Genomic DNA, 14,256 nt, shown 5'->3' with positions numbered 1-14,256 from the left:
GCAAGTCCTTGCAACGAATCAGGAGCCGTTATTGCGATTGACCGCAGGCCGTTGCAGTGGTGCCAGCCAGTTTCTTAGCCAGGCTATGCCAGCACGGCCACCGCCTTGATCTGGGCCCAGAGTTGCTGGCCGGGGTGCACGCTCAACTGGTCCCTGGAGTAGCGGGTGATTCGCGCCAGCAGCGGCGTACCGGCGGCGTCCAGGCGGATCAGCACGTGAGCGACATTGTCGGCACCCATCTCGCTGATCACGGTGACTGGCAGGCGGTTGAGGATGCTGCTTTGCGGGGCGCTGTGCAGGCTCAGGCTGACATCCCGTGCCTGGACCTTGCAGCGTAGCGCCTGGCCAGCGTCCATCGGCGTGTGCGCCACGCGAATGTTCAGGGCGGTGCCGGGCAGTTGCAGGGTCAGCAGTTGATAGTCGGGGTCATAGGCACTGACATGCCCCTCGATCACCACGCCCGCGTCATCGCCCAGTGCCAGGGGCAGATCGAGCCGGGCCAGGGTTTCGCCGATCGGCCCGCTGGCCAGCGCCTGGCCGTTGCTGAGCAGGACGATATGGTCGGCCAACCGCGCGACTTCGTCCTGGGAGTGGCTGACGTACAGCACCGGGATATCCAGTTCATCGTGCAGCCGTTGCAGGTAGGGCAGGATTTCGCCCTTGCGCTGGCTGTCCAGCGCCGCCAGCGGTTCGTCCATCAGCAGCAGTTTCGGACTGGTGAGCAGGGCGCGGGCGATGCCCACCCGTTGCCGTTCGCCGCCCGACAGGTGCTGCGGATGGCGATCCAGCAAATGGCCGATCCCGAGCAGTTCGGTGGCGTGAGTCATATCGACCCGGCGTTGCTGTTTCGGGATGCGCTTGAGGCCGAATTCCAGGTTGGCCAGCACCGACAGATGAGGGAACAAGCTGGCTTCCTGAAAGACATAACCCAGTGCGCGTTTGTGCGGCGGGACGAAAACCTGCCGGTCGCTGTCCTGCCAGACTTCATCGTTGACCTGGATAAATCCCTGTTCGGCCCGTTCCAGTCCGGCAATGCAACGCAGGCAAGTGGTCTTGCCCGAGCCGGAGTGACCGTAAAGCGCGGTGACGCCACGACCGGGCAGTTGCAGGTCGACATCCAGGGCGAACCCCGAATACTTCAGTTTCAGGCGCATATGAATCATCGATCAGCTCCAGCCCGCTTTGGTTTTGCGGCTGGAGTAGAGCGCCAGCAACACGGCAAACGAGAACACCAGCATCGCCCCGGCCAGCCAATGGGCCTGGGCGTATTCCATGGCCTCGACGTGGTCGTAGATCTGCACCGACACCACGCGGGTCTTGTCGGGAATGTTGCCGCCGATCATCAGTACCACGCCGAACTCGCCGACGGTGTGGGCGAAACCGAGGATGGCCGCGGTGATGAAACCCGGCCGGGCCAGGGGCAGGATCACACTGAAAAAGGTGTCCCAGGGATTGGCGCGCAAGGTCGCGGCCACTTCCAGGGGGCGGGTGCCGATGGCGGAAAATGCGTTTTGCAGCGGTTGGACCACGAAGGGCATCGAGTACAGCACCGAGCCGATCACCAAACCTGCAAAGCTGAACGTGAGCGTGCCCAGCCCCAGGGATTGGGTGAGTTGACCGATGTATCCGTTAGGGCCCAGCGCCAGCAACAAGTAGAAACCAATCACCGTGGGCGGCAGCACCAGGGGCAGGGCGACGATCGCCCCGACCGGACCGCGCAGCCAGGATCGGGTGCGCGACAGCCATAGCGCAATCGGCGTGCCAATGATCAGCAGGATGACCGTGGTCAGCGACGCCAGTTTCAGGGTCAGCCAGATCGCGGAAAAGTCGGCACTCGATAGGGTCATTTAGAGTTGGTAACCGTAGGACTTGATGACGGCGGCGGCTTTCGGCCCTTTGAGGTAGTCCACCAGCGCCTTGGCGGCCGGGTTGTCCTTGCCTTTGTTGAGGATTACCGCGTCTTGTTTGATCGGGTCGTGCATCTCGGCCGGAACGATCCAGGCCGAACCACCGGTGACTTTGCCGTCTTTGTAGATCTGCGACAAGGCCACGAAGCCCAATTCGGCATTGCCGGTGGAGACGAACTGATAGGCCTGGGAGATGTTCTGGCCTTCGACGATCTTGGCTTTGACCTTGTCGGTCAGGCCCAGCTTGGCCAGCACTTGGGTGGCGGCCAGGCCATAAGGCGCGGTTTTCGGGTTGGCGATGGACAGATGCTGATAATGGGTGTCGCTGAGCACGTTGCCTTTGGCGTCGACGTAGCCTTCTTTGGCTGACCACAGCGCCAGGGTGCCGATGGCATAGGTGAAGCGCGAACCCTTGAGGGTGTCGCCTTCGGTTTCGAGTTTTTTCGGGGTGGTGTCGTCCGCCGAAAGGAACACTTCGAACGGCGCACCGTTTTTAATCTGGGTGTAGAACTGACCGGTTGCACCGAAGGAGGTGACCAGTTTGTGCCCGGTGTCTTTCTCGAATGCAGTCGCGATGGCCTGGATCGGCGCCGTGAAGTTCGCTGCCACGGCGACCTGGACTTCGTCTGCCTGGGCGGAGCCGAAGGCGAAAGCGGCGATCAGGCTTGCGAGGCAGGTGGGGGCAAAACGTGAGGCACGCAGGGTCATGAAACGGCTCCGTGGTTGGCCAGGGCGGCGAGGGGGTAATCGCTATATAGAATAATATATAGCGAATTGCCTGCAAACGGAACGTTGGAGAGGTGGCTTGTTGGATCGCTGCACCGCATCGAAGGCGGTCTCAAGTCTTGCAGCGCTCATGAGGACGCCTTCGCCGGCAAGCCGGGCTCCTACAGGATTTGGCGGCACCGCATCGAAGGCGGTCTCAAGCCTTGCAGCGTTCATGAGGATGCCTTCGCCGGCAAGCCGGGCTCCTACAGGATTTGGCGGCACTGCAGCGAAGGTGGTCTCAAGCCTTGCGGCGCTCATGAGGATGCCTTCGCCGGCAAGCCGGGCTCCTACAGGATTTGGCGGCACCGCATTGAAGGCGGTCTCAAGCCTTGCAGCGCTCATGAGGATGCCTTCGCCGGCAAGCCGGGCTCCTACAGGATTTGCCGGCACCGCATCGAAGGCGGTCTCAAGTCTTGCAGCGCTCATGAGGACGCCTTCGCCGGCAAGCCGGGCTCCTACAGGATTTGGCTTGTTCGTGTCGGAAAATCGATGGCAGGTTTTTAGCGGTTAATCAATTTCGCTAATCCTTCATCCGCGAGCTTGCGGGTCAACTGCGCCGTGGTCAGTTCAACCCCCAAGGTAAACGCCTGCCCGGCCCACAGGTTGCTGAAATCCGATTCGCCCTTGGTCCGCAGGGGCATCAGCGCTCCACCCGCCAGCGGGAACGCCGGCGCTTTATCGCTCATCGGTCCAAGTTCGCGCATCACCCGGTTCAGAATGCCCCGTGCCGGGCGACCGGTGAAGATGTTGGTCACGGCGGTCTCGCTCGCCTTGGCCGTGCGCAGGGCCTTGTGGTGAGAGGCGCTGACCTTGGCCTCTGGCGTGAACAGATACGCGGTGCCCACTTGCACCGCCGACGCTCCCAGCACAAACGCGGCCGCGACGCCTCGCGCATCGGTAATGCCGCCCGCGGCGATGACCGGCACTTTCACTGCGTCGACAATCTGCGGCACCAGGGCGAAGAGGCCGATCTGACTGCTCAGGTCGTCGCTGAGGAACATCCCGCGATGACCGCCGGCTTCATACCCCATGGCGATGATCGCATCGCAACCTTGCTGCTCAAGCCACAGTGCTTCTTCGACGGTGGTGGCCGAAGACAGCACTTTGGCCCCGGTGGCTTTCACCCGATCCAGCAGGGATTTTTCCGGCAGGCCGAAGTGAAAACTCACGACTTCGGGTCGCAGCGCTTCGATCACTTCGCAGGCCGCATGATCGAATGGCGCGCGGTTGGACACCGGTGTCGGCGCGTCGAAGTCGACGCCCAGCTCGCGGTAGTAAGGCGCCAGCAGATTTTTCCAGTCCCGGGCACGTTGCTCATCGGCCGCCGGGGGCTGATGGCAGAAGAAGTTGACGTTGATCGGTCGCTGGCTGTGCTGGCGAATCGTCTTCAGCTCTTCGCGCAACTGCTCGACACTCAGCATGGCGGCGGGCATCGAGCCCAGGCCGCCGGCGTTGCTCGCCGCGATCACCATGGCGGAGGTCGTGGCGCCGGCCATGGGCGCCTGGATGATCGGCAGTTCGATCCCGAGCAGATCAAGAATGCGGGTATCTGGCCATTGGCTCATTGCAGGGTTCTCCGAGGTGGATACAGGGCGGGGCGGTCGAACCGTTTTGTATCAGCAATGACCGGGGCAAGACCAGTCGGGTTTTCTGATCGGGGGGGGCGCGTGCCCGGTGCCGCTGGCTACAAGAGAGAGGCCATCGAAAAGCGGTACCTGCGTTTGCTTGCCGGAAGGTTGCGCTCTGTTGATCTACCGGCCCTCACGCTCCAGCAACTGCCGCTTGCGCGCCACCCCCCAGCGATACCCCGACAAATTGCCATCGCTGCGCACCACGCGGTGGCAGGGGATCGCCACTGCCAGGCTGTTCGCGCCACAGGCCTGGGCCACGGCGCGCACGGCTTTCGGCGAACCGATGCGCTGGGCGATATCGGCGTAGCTGGCGGTACTGCCGGGCGGAATGTCCCGCAGCGCATGCCAGACCCGTTCCTGAAACGCCGTTCCGCGAACATCCAGCGGCAAGTCCAGGCCGATGGCCGGGGCTTCGATGAAGCCGACGACCTTGGCAATCAGCTGCTCGAACTCGTGATCGGCACCGATCAGGTTGGCCCGCCGGAACTTGTCCTGCAGGTCGCAGACCAGTTGGTGCGGATCGTCGCCGAGCAGGATCGCGCACACCCCGCGTGCACTTTGCGCCACCAGGATCGCGCCCAGGGAACACTGGCCGACGGCAAACCGAATGTCGTTGTTTTGACCGGCTGCGCGGTAATCGCCGGGTGTCATGCCCAGCAGTTGATCCGCGGCTTCGTAAAAACGACTGTTGGAGTTGAAGCCGGCGTCATACAGCGCGTCGGTCACCGAACCGCCGTCGGTCAAGCGTTCACGGACCTTGCGGGAACGATGGGCCGTGGCATAGCCCTTGGGCGTCAGCCCGGTCACGGTCTTGAACACCCGGTGGAAGTGAAAGCTGCTCAGGCCCGCAGCCAGGGCCAGTTCGCCCAGTGCGGGCAGGTGTTCGGCGGTTTCGATCTGGCGGCAAGCGGCCGCCACGGTCAGGGCATGTTGCATGGCGACTTCGCTCTGATCCCTGGCCAGCCGTTTGCTCGGACGATAACCCGCCGCCTCGGCTTGCGCGGCGGTGTCGAAAAATTCGACATTCTGCGGTTTCGGCAAGCGCGCCAGGCTGCTGGGGCGACAATAGATACCGGTGGTTTTCACGGCATAGACAAACTGCCCGTCGGCGCGAGGATCACGCGCGAGGACAGCGGCCCAGCGCGGGTCATGTTCGGTGTCGATGATTGGCGAGTGACTGGTCATGGCGTCATATCCGTTGGTCCGTTCGATCCAGATTACCGAGCCCTATGGGCCACCGCACTCCGGGTCTTGCGGTCGAATTCGAGCGCTTCATTTGGCGGTGCGAAAGGTGAAGTTGATGCGCTGTTCACCCAGGCGCGGATGCTGGCCGTCCTTGATCGGCAGCACCCCGTGATAACGCAGGCGATCGACGCCGCCCCAGACCACGATGTCGCCATGCAACAACGGCACTCGCTGGCTTTTGTCGCTGCGCTCGAAGCCGCCGAACAGGAACATCGCCGGCAGCCCCAGTGACACCGAAACAATCGGCGCGGCCAGGCAGGCTTCGTCCTTGTCCTGGTGCAACGACATCCTGGCGCCTGGGACATATCGGTTGATCAGGCAGGCATCCGGCATGAAACCGGCAAACCCTGCTTCCCGCGCTGCCGCTTGGGCCAGTTCGAAAAACACCACGGGCATCGCGGGCCATGGTCGACCGGTTTGCGGGTCATGGCGGGTATAGCGGTAGCCACTGCGGTCGGTGGTCCAGCCCCATGTGCCGCAACTGCTCATGGCCGCCGACATGGTGAAGCCGCCTGGCGTAACCATCTGCCGCAACGGCGCAGCCGCCAGCACGCTTTCCAGTGCGGGCAGCAACCGGTCCAGCCAGGGCAGGGCGAAGCCCCTCAGGACGAAAGACTGTTCGCCAATTTGCTCGCGCCGGCGTTCCTGCTCGGGTTCAGCGTCGGCAAACAGGTCGAAGGTGGAAGGGGGCATGGGCTTATAAGGCATCGTGAAAGATGATTCCAAGAGTATGCCGTTTCCGCTGTGCAGGCGACTCACGCAGGGGCACGCGGTAATAACCATGAACGCCTTTGACCGCCAGCTTAGGGAGCGCTGCCGGCGCGAACACTCCGGCGTTTGCGGTCGAACTCCAGGTGCACGCTCCGGATGCCGTTACAGCGCCTTGCTGACGCTGATGTCGCTGATGACGTCTTCAGTCTGCCCATGAATGACGTCCAGCGCGGCTTTGGCTTCTGCTTCAGTGCCGTTTTCGAGCTGGGCGAATTCGAAGCGGCGTTCGCCGTTGAGTTTGTATTTGATGACGTATTTGGTCGTTTGAGCCACGGTCATACCTGCTTGTGTTGATGTGAGTGCGCGACTCAGCTCAGTTTCGAGCTGGAGCGGCGGATGATCTTGATCGAGTGGGTCAGGGTCGGTTTGCGGGTCACGCTGATCGGCCGGCGGTTGACCGTGTCGATGGTGATGTTCCAGAAGCCGGTGCTCGGTGCAGTAATACGCGCGGGGAAGGTGTCGAACGCACCGCCGTGGTAAGTGTGACGACCGCCATTCTTGAAGCTGCGGAAATTGGCGTCATTCATCAAGCGGATGTTGCAGGTTTGCGAGCATTGAATGACGACGATGTCGTCTTCGTTGAGGTGCTCGCGCTGGTGGATAAATTTCATGGGCGCCTCCAGAAGGGCTTTTTCTACAAAATCAAAACGATAGCATGGGCGATTAGCGCAGTTTATCAGCCCGAACAGGTTATTATCCGGTCGTCGAGGTGCCCTTTGACAATTAAAAACAGTTATTCGCGATTCCTTGCGCGATAAACGCAACGAGCCTCGGAGAAAAACCGTATTTATGCGGTCGGAGGCTCTTTATCGGAGATTTAGCATGAAATGGGGTATATGGATCCTGCCTTTGGTAGTGGCGATGAGTGGTTGTGCGAGTGTCTCGGATATCAATCAGACGCTGCCCACCATGAGTGTGATTTCGGGCAAGAAACCCCATGAATACGCGCAATGCCTGACCGAGAAGCTCGCCGACAGCCGCGGAGCCCTGCAAGTCGAACCGCAGAAGGATGGCGTGCGGGTGATCGTGCCGCAGAAGCTCTCCTCGGGACCGGCGGCGGTATTCGTTATCGAAGAACGTTCCAGCGGCAGCAGCATCAAGCTGCATGAGCGCATCTCCAATGTACCGTTGCGCCCCCAGGATGTACGCGATGCCGCCACTGCGTGTATCTCGGGATGATGGACTCAAGAACGCCAGGTTTATGTAGGAGCGAGCTTGCTCGCGATGGGTTCAAGAGCGCCGCGTTTAAACAGTGAGCGCGCGTTATCGTTAACGACCATCGTCGGAACGCCGCCCGGAGCGAGCTCGCTCCTACATGGGCAGGGCCACATTGTCATTTCTGGAGTAGAGCATGAAGCGAGAGCAGGTACGCAAGTGCCATGCAGAGGGTGAGATCTCTGCCACCCACGTGATCCAGAACCCGGCGAGTCCGGAGGAATGGATCGTGTTTTTCAAGAAAAGCGCCGGGCGCAGTTTTTTCCTGGTGGATGACAATGACGAAGTCGAATCCTTCAATAGTCTCGATGACCTGATCGAGACGGTGCGCGGCCTGGGGATCAAGTTCGCCGAAATTCACATGTAGGGCAGGGTGCCCTACTTGCAGACCACGACGACGCTGCGGTTCTTGTAATTGCCGACATCCACGCCCAGGGTCTTCTCGCTTTCCTTGGGCGCAGGTGTGCCGTCCGTCCCGACGATGTTGTAGCCGGTGCCCGCGCAGGAAGCATCAGCCTTTTCGTAGCAGGTAGCCCAGGAATTGGCTTCTCCGGAGCAATCGATCGTCAGGCCCTGTTCGCCGTTGTGCAGGTAAGTCGTTTCCGAGGTGGCGCAGCCGCTCAGGGCCAGTGCCGCGATCAGTGGCAAAAATTTATTCATGTCGTTGTCGTCGTCAGGATGAAGGGGCTGAGCCTGTAACAGCGCTGGCATCAAAAGGTTATAGCGAATGGCCACTTTGTTGCAGGCAATCACAAAAAAGCCCTGCGCGAGCAAGGCTTGGGTCGAGTAGGGTGCTTCTCAGGACTTGTTCTCTCCGCGACGCTTCGGGGCTGGGTGTTCGAGTTCCAATACGGATGCTACTTCAATCGCCAACGTCTCGGTCGGGAAAGGCCCGGCAATATTCTCGCCGCTGGTACTGCCTACCCACCACTGGCCGTCTTTCGCCTGATTGATCAGGAACCCGTTGACACTTTTTGCTTCCGACATCTATCTGTCTCGTTGGCTGGTTCAATCGCGCAATGATAGCGCAAAATGCACTCAGCGGGTGCTGATGGGCGTATGGTGGTGCGGTTGCCTGTCCGGTCGATGGCCGTGCAAGTCTGCCAGTCTCTGCTATTTATAGATGGCGGCGGAAGATCCGTAGAAGGTTATGCGGAACTATCCGCGTGAATATTTCTCTATGATGGCATCGGTTAGCCAGTGCGGGGCATTGTAAGGTGCGCGCCGCCTGACTTAGACTGCGCCGAAACTCGAACACACAGCCCTTTCAAGGACTTATATGATCAAGAAATGCTTGTTCCCAGCAGCCGGTTACGGCACTCGCTTCCTCCCAGCGACCAAAGCCATGCCCAAAGAAATGCTGCCGGTGGTAAACAAGCCACTGATCCAGTACGGCGTCGAAGAAGCACTGGACGCCGGTTTGACCGAAATCTCCATCGTCACCGGTCGTGGTAAACGCGCCCTGGAAGACCACTTCGACATCAGCTACGAGCTGGAAAACCAGATCAAGGGCACCGACAAGGAAAAGTACCTGGTCGGCATCCGCAAGCTGCTCGACAACTGCTCGTTCTCCTACACGCGCCAGACCGAAATGAAAGGCCTGGGCCACGCGATCCTGACCGGCCGCCCACTGATCGGCGACGAACCCTTCGCCGTGGTCCTGGCGGATGACTTGTGCGTCAACCTCGACGGTGACGGCGTACTGACCCAGATGGTCAAGCTGTACAAGCAGTTCCGCTGCTCGATCGTCGCCATCCAGGAAGTCGATCCGCAGGAAACCCACAAGTACGGCGTGATCGCCGGTGAAATGATCCGCGACGACATCTACCGCGTGCACAGCATGGTCGAGAAGCCAAAGCCTGAAGATGCACCGTCGAACCTGGCGATCATCGGTCGCTACATCCTGACCCCGGACATCTTCGACCTGATCGAACAGACCGAGCCAGGCAAGGGCGGTGAAATCCAGATCACCGACGCCCTGATGAAGCAGGCCCAAAACGGCTGCGTCATGGCTTACAAGTTCAAGGGCAAGCGTTTCGACTGCGGCGGCGCCGAAGGCTACATCGACGCGACCAACTTCTGCTTCGAGAACTTCTACAAGACTGGCAAGGCTTACTGATAGCCTGACCCGCTTGTAATGAAAAGCCACCTTCGGGTGGCTTTTTCTTTTTCCGGCCCCATATCCTGTGCAGCGCTTGCCCAACGGATGTCTGCAGGTATGCTGGTAGCCTGCCGAGGAGAAAGAAATGGCCTACGATTTTGACCTTTATGTGATTGGCGCCGGTTCCGGCGGTGTGCGGGCTGCGCGGTTTGCGGCGGGTTTTGGTGCGAAAGTGGCCGTGGCCGAGAGCCGTTACCTGGGTGGTACGTGCGTGAACGTCGGCTGCGTGCCGAAGAAGTTGCTGGTCTATGGCGCGCATTTTGCCGAAGACTTCGAGCAGTCTTCCGGTTTCGGCTGGACCCCGGGCGAGGCGAAATTCGATTGGGCGACACTGATTGCCAATAAGGATCGCGAGATCAATCGCCTCAATGGCATATATCGCAACCTGCTGGTCAACAGCGGCGTGACCTTGCATGAAGGGCACGCCAGGATCGTCGACCCGCATACGGTCGAATTCAATGGCGAACGCTTCACCGCCAAGAACATCCTGATTGCCACCGGCGGCTGGCCGCTGATTCCAGAGATTCCGGGGCACGAGCACGCAATCAGTTCCAACCAGGCGTTCTTTCTCAAGGAGCTGCCCAAGCGCGTGCTGGTGGTGGGTGGCGGTTACATCGCCGTCGAGTTCGCCGGGATCTTCCACGGCCTGGGCGCCGACACCACCTTGCTCTATCGCGGTGAACTGTTCCTGCGTGGCTTCGACGGAGCGGTGCGTAAGCACCTGCAGGAAGAGCTGACCAAGCGGGGCATGGATCTGCAATTCAATGCCGACATCGAGCGCATCGACAAGCAGGCCGATGGCAGTCTGAAAGTCACCCTGAAGGACGGTCGCGAGCTGGAAGCCGATTGCGTGTTCTACGCCACCGGCCGGCGTCCGATGCTGGACAATCTGGGGTTGGAAAACACCGGGGTCAAGCTCGACAAGAAAGGCTTCGTCGAGGTCGATGAGCAGTATCAGACTGCCGAACCATCGATCCTGGCGCTCGGGGATGTCATTGGCCGGGTTCAACTGACGCCGGTCGCGCTGGCCGAAGGCATGGCGGTGGCGCGACGCCTGTTCAAGCCTGAGCAGTATCGCCCGGTGGATTACAAGATGATCCCGACAGCGGTGTTCAGCCTGCCGAACATCGGCACCGTCGGTTTGACCGAGGAGGAGGCCCGGGAGGCCGGGCACGAGGTGGTGATCTTCGAAAGCCGTTTCCGGCCGATGAAGCTGACCCTGACCGAATGCCAGGAGCGCACGCTGATGAAGCTGGTGGTGGACGGCAAGACCGACAAGGTGCTGGGTTGCCACATGGTCGGTCCGGATGCCGGTGAAATCGTCCAGGGCCTGGCGATTGCCTTGAAGGCCGGCGCGACCAAGCGTGACTTCGACGAAACCATCGGCGTGCACCCCACGGCCGCCGAAGAGTTCGTCACTATGCGGTCGCCGGTCGCCGGTTAATCGTCCTTTTGCTGTTCTGCTGCGTCGGGGGCTGTCGCAACGACGGCCGCCAGGCGCAGTTGCTCCAGCTGCGACTGGGCCTGCGTCAATTCAGCTTCCAGTGATTTATTGGCCTGGGCGTGTTCCTCGACACTCTGTTTGAGTGACTGACTTTCCAGCAGGGCTGTGCGCAAGCGTTCCTGGAGGAGGGTGCGCTCGCTGTCGATGCGGTTGACCTGTTCCAGCAACTGGTCCTGGCGATGGTGGGTTTGCTTGAGCTGCTCCTGCAGCAGGCTCAGCTCGCGCAGCGTTCCCCGGTTCTCGGTCAGCAGGCGCTCATTGTCGCGGTGCAATTGGGTGATTTCATCCTGACGTACCAGTGCGCTTTGCTGGGCCTGGCGCAATTCCATCTGAATCTGCTGCACCTGGCCTTCATGGCGGCTTTGCTCCTGCTCGCGCTGCTCTTTGACGGCGTTGCGGTAGTGCTCCAGCGCATCGCGCGAATGCAGATGTTTCTCTTCAAGGGAGCGGATCTGCTCGTCCTTGTCTTGCAGGCGTAATTCGAAATCAGCCAATGCCTGGTTCAGTCCGGCGTTGCGGGTTTGTTCGCCCTGCAACAGGGTCCGAGTGCTTTCCAGTGCGTCGGATTCCTGGGTGTAAGCCAGGCTTTGAATTTCGTATTGCTGCTGCAACAGCGTATTGGCTTGCCGGGCTTCGGTCAGCTGAGTTTCAAGCTCTGTTCGCTGTTTCTCGAACTGCGCGCGTGCCTGGTCGATTGGCTCCTGGGCCTGCTCCCTCAGGCGCTGCGCCAGGTGCGAGACCAGTGCTGCGAGCTCGTCGTCGAGGGGCTCGGAAGAAGACTCGGCCGGTTCGGTGCCGTCATCCAGTTCTTTCAGGTAGCGGTGAATGGTGGTTTTCGACCCGGTGTTGCCCATTTCGATCCGTACCGCGTCGATGCTCGGGTTTTCGCCGCGGGCGAGGATTGCCAATCGGGCCGTTTGGACCACTGCTTTGTTGATGCCGCCACGGGCCATGTGCTCTCCTACGATTTCGTAATGTGGTATGTACCACTAAATACACATTGTACCACGCCATACTAAAAGTTAAATATCTCTATGTTTGTTACACGGGATATACTGGTATTACCCCGTGTGAGAGCGTTTTCGAAGTGTTCGACCCTCTATTTCCGTACACCGCACCCTGTAGGAGCGAGCTTGCTCGCGAAAAACCCGAGGACGCCGCAGGCATTCAGGCGGCAAACGTCATCGTTGACGTCCATCGTCGGAACGCCGCCCGGAGCAGGCTCGCTCCTACAGGTGATTTTCATGAGTGAGCTGGATCGTTATCTTCAAGCCGCCACCCGCGACAACACCCGTCGCAGCTACCGGGCGGCCATCGAGCACTTCGAAGGCAGTTGGGGCGGATTTCTGCCGGCAACGGCCGATAGCATCGCGCGCTACCTGGTGGCGTATGCCGGTGAGCTGTCGATCAACACCCTGAAGCTGCGCTTGTCGGCCTTGGCGCAATGGCACAACAGTCAGGGTTTTGCCGATCCCACCAAGGCGCCGGTGGTGCGCAAGGTATTCAAGGGCATTCGCGCGCTGCATCCGGCGCAGGAGAAACAGGCAGAGCCCTTGCAGTTGCAGCACCTCGAACAGGCAGTGGCCTGGCTGGAGCAAGAGGCGCAAACCGCACAATCTGCAGACAATCAACCGGTGCTGCTGCGGGCGAAGCGCGACACAGCGCTGATCCTACTGGGCTTCTGGCGTGGCTTTCGCAGCGATGAGTTATGTCGCCTGCAGATCGAGCACGTGCAAGCGAGCGCCGGAGCCGGTATCACGCTGTACCTGCCGCGCAGCAAGAGCGACCGGGACAACCTTGGCAAGACCTATCAGACACCGGCTTTGCAGCGGTTGTGTCCGGTGCAGGCGTACATCGACTGGATCAGTGCGGCGGCGCTGGTCCGTGGCCCGGTGTTTCGCGGGATCGACCGTTGGGGCCACTTGAGCGAGGAGGGGTTGCACGCCAACAGCGTGATCCCGTTATTGCGCCAGGCGCTGGAGCGCGCGGGGATTCCCGCTGAACATTACACCAGCCATTCCCTGCGCCGCGGCTTCGCCACTTGGGCGCATCAGAGCGGATGGGATCTTAAGTCGCTGATGAGTTACGTCGGCTGGAAGGATATGAAGTCGGCCATGCGCTACGTCGACGCCAACCCGTTTCCGGTGATGCCACGGATCGTTGAAAAGCCCGTCATCTCCTAGAAGCGTTCTAACCGTCGTGCTGTGGAGTCCATGGAGAAAAGCCCTTGGAGCGATTTCTTCTATTAATACTGTCAGCTAATAGCGAAAACCAATCAGCAGCATGAGGTTTGCCAATGAGCCATCGGGGGATTGGATAGGTAGGATTCATTCCATCAACTTATTCAACCCCTGACGGAGAGTCATCGATGCCTATCATCAACAGCCAAGTTAAACCGTTCAAAGCTGACGCCTTCAAAAATGGCGACTTCGTAAAAGTGTCGGACGCTGACCTGAAAGGCAAGTGGTCTGTCGTGTTCTTCTACCCAGCCGACTTCACCTTCGTTTGCCCGACCGAACTGGAAGACCTGGCTGACAACTACGACGCGTTCCAGAAGCTGGGCGTCGAGATCTACAGCGTTTCCACCGATACCCACTTTGCCCACGCTGCCTGGCACAACACGTCGCCAGCCATTGGCAAAATCCAGTACACCATGATCGGTGACCCGACCCACGCCATCTCCCGCAACTTCGACGTGCTGATCGAAGAAGCCGGTCTGGCTGACCGTGGCACCTTCGTGATCAACCCTGAAGGCCAGATCAAAATCGTCGAGCTGAACGACGGTGGCGTAGGCCGTGACGCTTCCGAGCTGCTGCGCAAAATCAAGGCTGCTCAATACGTCGCTGCTCACCCGGGCCAGGTTTGCCCAGCCAAGTGGAAAGAAGGCGAGGCCACTCTGGCTCCGTCCCTGGACCTGGTCGGCAAGATCTAAGTCAGTGACACGCTTGATCAGGGCGGAACTCCGCACCTAATGAGTACGCTGCACCGCCCAATAAAAACGCCCGGGCGAGATTCGCTGGGGCGTTTTTTTTTACACATTCAAAAAGGAAATCG

The 14,256-nt window shown here is 60.2% G+C and carries 18 protein-coding genes and 1 pseudogene; 6 read left to right on the top strand and 13 right to left on the bottom strand.

Translation table 11 applies throughout. From position 1 onward, the window contains the following. Positions 1-83: 83 nt before the first annotated feature. The 10 genes and pseudogenes from modC to PMA3_RS15975 form a co-directional block, all read right to left on the bottom strand. Positions 84-1,163, bottom strand: coding sequence for a molybdenum ABC transporter ATP-binding protein (gene modC, locus PMA3_RS16010; RefSeq protein ID WP_064678079.1), 1,080 nt, complete (start codon positions 1,161-1,163; stop codon positions 84-86). A gap of 3 nt (positions 1,164-1,166) precedes the next feature. Continuing rightward, positions 1,167-1,847, bottom strand: a complete 681-nt coding sequence (gene modB, locus PMA3_RS16005) for a molybdate ABC transporter permease subunit (protein ID WP_064678078.1) — start codon at positions 1,845-1,847, stop codon at positions 1,167-1,169. Next, complete coding sequence (modA, locus tag PMA3_RS16000) at positions 1,848-2,615, bottom strand: molybdate ABC transporter substrate-binding protein (protein ID WP_064678077.1); 768 nt, start codon at positions 2,613-2,615, stop codon at positions 1,848-1,850. Between the two features lie 42 nt (positions 2,616-2,657). After that, the gene (locus PMA3_RS15995; RefSeq protein WP_064678076.1) at positions 2,658-3,101 is read right to left on the bottom strand and encodes a hypothetical protein; all 444 of its coding nucleotides are present in this window, start codon (positions 3,099-3,101) and stop codon (positions 2,658-2,660) included. Positions 3,102-3,175: 74 nt separating this feature from the next. Next, positions 3,176-4,240: an NAD(P)H-dependent flavin oxidoreductase gene (locus PMA3_RS15990; protein ID WP_064678075.1), complete on the bottom strand. Its 1,065-nt coding sequence runs from the start codon at positions 4,238-4,240 to the stop codon at positions 3,176-3,178. 186 nt (positions 4,241-4,426) lie between these two features. Then, the gene (ada, locus tag PMA3_RS15985; protein ID WP_064678074.1) at positions 4,427-5,491 is read right to left on the bottom strand and encodes a bifunctional DNA-binding transcriptional regulator/O6-methylguanine-DNA methyltransferase Ada; all 1,065 of its coding nucleotides are present in this window, start codon (positions 5,489-5,491) and stop codon (positions 4,427-4,429) included. Positions 5,492-5,578: 87 nt separating this feature from the next. Beyond that, complete coding sequence (alkB, locus tag PMA3_RS15980; protein ID WP_064678073.1) at positions 5,579-6,259, bottom strand: DNA oxidative demethylase AlkB; 681 nt, start codon at positions 6,257-6,259, stop codon at positions 5,579-5,581. Further along, a pseudogene (locus PMA3_RS33150) lies at positions 6,249-6,365 on the bottom strand (2OG-Fe(II) oxygenase); the annotation flags it as partial. The pseudogene PMA3_RS33150 and the gene alkB, both read right to left, overlap by 11 nt. 59 nt (positions 6,366-6,424) lie before the next feature. After that, positions 6,425-6,595, bottom strand: a complete 171-nt coding sequence (locus PMA3_RS32775; protein WP_162493640.1) for a hypothetical protein — start codon at positions 6,593-6,595, stop codon at positions 6,425-6,427. Positions 6,596-6,630: 35 nt separating this feature from the next. Then, entirely contained in the window at positions 6,631-6,933 is a 303-nt protein-coding gene (locus tag PMA3_RS15975; protein ID WP_008065357.1) for a DUF1883 domain-containing protein, read from the bottom strand. A gap of 211 nt (positions 6,934-7,144) precedes the next feature. Between PMA3_RS15975 and PMA3_RS15970 the strand changes: the two genes are divergently transcribed. Then, positions 7,145-7,501: a hypothetical protein gene (locus tag PMA3_RS15970; protein ID WP_064678072.1), complete on the top strand. Its 357-nt coding sequence runs from the start codon at positions 7,145-7,147 to the stop codon at positions 7,499-7,501. 172 nt (positions 7,502-7,673) lie between these two features. Beyond that, on the top strand, positions 7,674-7,904 hold the full coding sequence (locus PMA3_RS15965; protein WP_064678071.1) for a hypothetical protein: 231 nt from the start codon (positions 7,674-7,676) through the stop codon (positions 7,902-7,904). 11 nt (positions 7,905-7,915) lie between these two features. Here the strand turns inward: PMA3_RS15965 and PMA3_RS15960 are convergent, their stop codons facing one another. Together PMA3_RS15960 and PMA3_RS15955 are read right to left on the bottom strand one after the other, a co-directional pair. Continuing rightward, a complete protein-coding gene (locus tag PMA3_RS15960; RefSeq protein WP_064680721.1) occupies positions 7,916-8,197 on the bottom strand; it encodes a hypothetical protein in 282 nt (93 codons plus the stop codon). A 138-nt stretch (positions 8,198-8,335) separates the two neighbouring features. Beyond that, the gene (locus tag PMA3_RS15955; RefSeq protein WP_064678070.1) at positions 8,336-8,524 is read right to left on the bottom strand and encodes a hypothetical protein; all 189 of its coding nucleotides are present in this window, start codon (positions 8,522-8,524) and stop codon (positions 8,336-8,338) included. Positions 8,525-8,816: 292 nt separating this feature from the next. Between PMA3_RS15955 and galU the strand changes: the two genes are divergently transcribed. Both galU and gorA read left to right on the top strand, forming a co-directional pair. Beyond that, positions 8,817-9,656 (top strand): UTP--glucose-1-phosphate uridylyltransferase GalU, encoded by an 840-nt coding sequence (gene galU, locus PMA3_RS15950; RefSeq protein ID WP_064678069.1) that lies wholly within the window; start codon positions 8,817-8,819, stop codon positions 9,654-9,656. Positions 9,657-9,783: 127 nt separating this feature from the next. Further along, a complete protein-coding gene (gene gorA / locus PMA3_RS15945) occupies positions 9,784-11,142 on the top strand; it encodes a glutathione-disulfide reductase (RefSeq protein ID WP_064678068.1) in 1,359 nt (452 codons plus the stop codon). On the opposite strand, the gene PMA3_RS15940 is transcribed toward gorA, so the two are convergent. Next, the gene (locus PMA3_RS15940) at positions 11,139-12,155 is read right to left on the bottom strand and encodes a DNA-binding protein (RefSeq protein WP_064678067.1); all 1,017 of its coding nucleotides are present in this window, start codon (positions 12,153-12,155) and stop codon (positions 11,139-11,141) included. The genes gorA and PMA3_RS15940 overlap by 4 nt on opposite strands. Before the next feature lie 291 nt (positions 12,156-12,446). On the opposite strand from PMA3_RS15940, the gene PMA3_RS15935 reads away from it, so the two are divergent. Then, the gene (locus PMA3_RS15935) at positions 12,447-13,385 is read left to right on the top strand and encodes a site-specific integrase (protein WP_064678066.1); all 939 of its coding nucleotides are present in this window, start codon (positions 12,447-12,449) and stop codon (positions 13,383-13,385) included. Positions 13,386-13,570: 185 nt separating this feature from the next. After that, positions 13,571-14,134: an alkyl hydroperoxide reductase subunit C gene (ahpC, locus tag PMA3_RS15930; RefSeq protein WP_007975937.1), complete on the top strand. Its 564-nt coding sequence runs from the start codon at positions 13,571-13,573 to the stop codon at positions 14,132-14,134. Positions 14,135-14,256 lie beyond the last annotated feature (122 nt).

This window comes from Pseudomonas silesiensis (genome assembly GCF_001661075.1).
Taxonomy (GTDB): domain Bacteria; phylum Pseudomonadota; class Gammaproteobacteria; order Pseudomonadales; family Pseudomonadaceae; genus Aquipseudomonas; species Aquipseudomonas silesiensis.
Note: the sequence above shows the minus strand (reverse complement) of the source record. Positions and strands in the feature narration are given on the sequence as shown.

Coding starts and splice junctions, on each gene's coding strand:
- modC (WP_064678079.1), bottom strand. CDS start 1,163: ATGATTCATATGCGCCTGAAACTGAAGTATTCGGGGTTCGCCCTGGAT.
- modB (WP_064678078.1), bottom strand. CDS start 1,847: ATGACCCTATCGAGTGCCGACTTTTCCGCGATCTGGCTGACCCTGAAA.
- modA (WP_064678077.1), bottom strand. CDS start 2,615: ATGACCCTGCGTGCCTCACGTTTTGCCCCCACCTGCCTCGCAAGCCTG.
- PMA3_RS15995 (WP_064678076.1), bottom strand. CDS start 3,101: ATGAGCGCTGCAAGACTTGAGACCGCCTTCGATGCGGTGCCGGCAAAT.
- PMA3_RS15990 (WP_064678075.1), bottom strand. CDS start 4,240: ATGAGCCAATGGCCAGATACCCGCATTCTTGATCTGCTCGGGATCGAA.
- ada (WP_064678074.1), bottom strand. CDS start 5,491: ATGACCAGTCACTCGCCAATCATCGACACCGAACATGACCCGCGCTGG.
- alkB (WP_064678073.1), bottom strand. CDS start 6,259: ATGCCTTATAAGCCCATGCCCCCTTCCACCTTCGACCTGTTTGCCGAC.
- PMA3_RS15975 (WP_008065357.1), bottom strand. CDS start 6,933: ATGAAATTTATCCACCAGCGCGAGCACCTCAACGAAGACGACATCGTC.
- PMA3_RS15970 (WP_064678072.1), top strand. CDS start 7,145: ATGAAATGGGGTATATGGATCCTGCCTTTGGTAGTGGCGATGAGTGGT.
- PMA3_RS15965 (WP_064678071.1), top strand. CDS start 7,674: ATGAAGCGAGAGCAGGTACGCAAGTGCCATGCAGAGGGTGAGATCTCT.
- PMA3_RS15960 (WP_064680721.1), bottom strand. CDS start 8,197: ATGAATAAATTTTTGCCACTGATCGCGGCACTGGCCCTGAGCGGCTGC.
- PMA3_RS15955 (WP_064678070.1), bottom strand. CDS start 8,524: ATGTCGGAAGCAAAAAGTGTCAACGGGTTCCTGATCAATCAGGCGAAA.
- galU (WP_064678069.1), top strand. CDS start 8,817: ATGATCAAGAAATGCTTGTTCCCAGCAGCCGGTTACGGCACTCGCTTC.
- gorA (WP_064678068.1), top strand. CDS start 9,784: ATGGCCTACGATTTTGACCTTTATGTGATTGGCGCCGGTTCCGGCGGT.
- PMA3_RS15940 (WP_064678067.1), bottom strand. CDS start 12,155: ATGGCCCGTGGCGGCATCAACAAAGCAGTGGTCCAAACGGCCCGATTG.
- PMA3_RS15935 (WP_064678066.1), top strand. CDS start 12,447: ATGAGTGAGCTGGATCGTTATCTTCAAGCCGCCACCCGCGACAACACC.
- ahpC (WP_007975937.1), top strand. CDS start 13,571: ATGCCTATCATCAACAGCCAAGTTAAACCGTTCAAAGCTGACGCCTTC.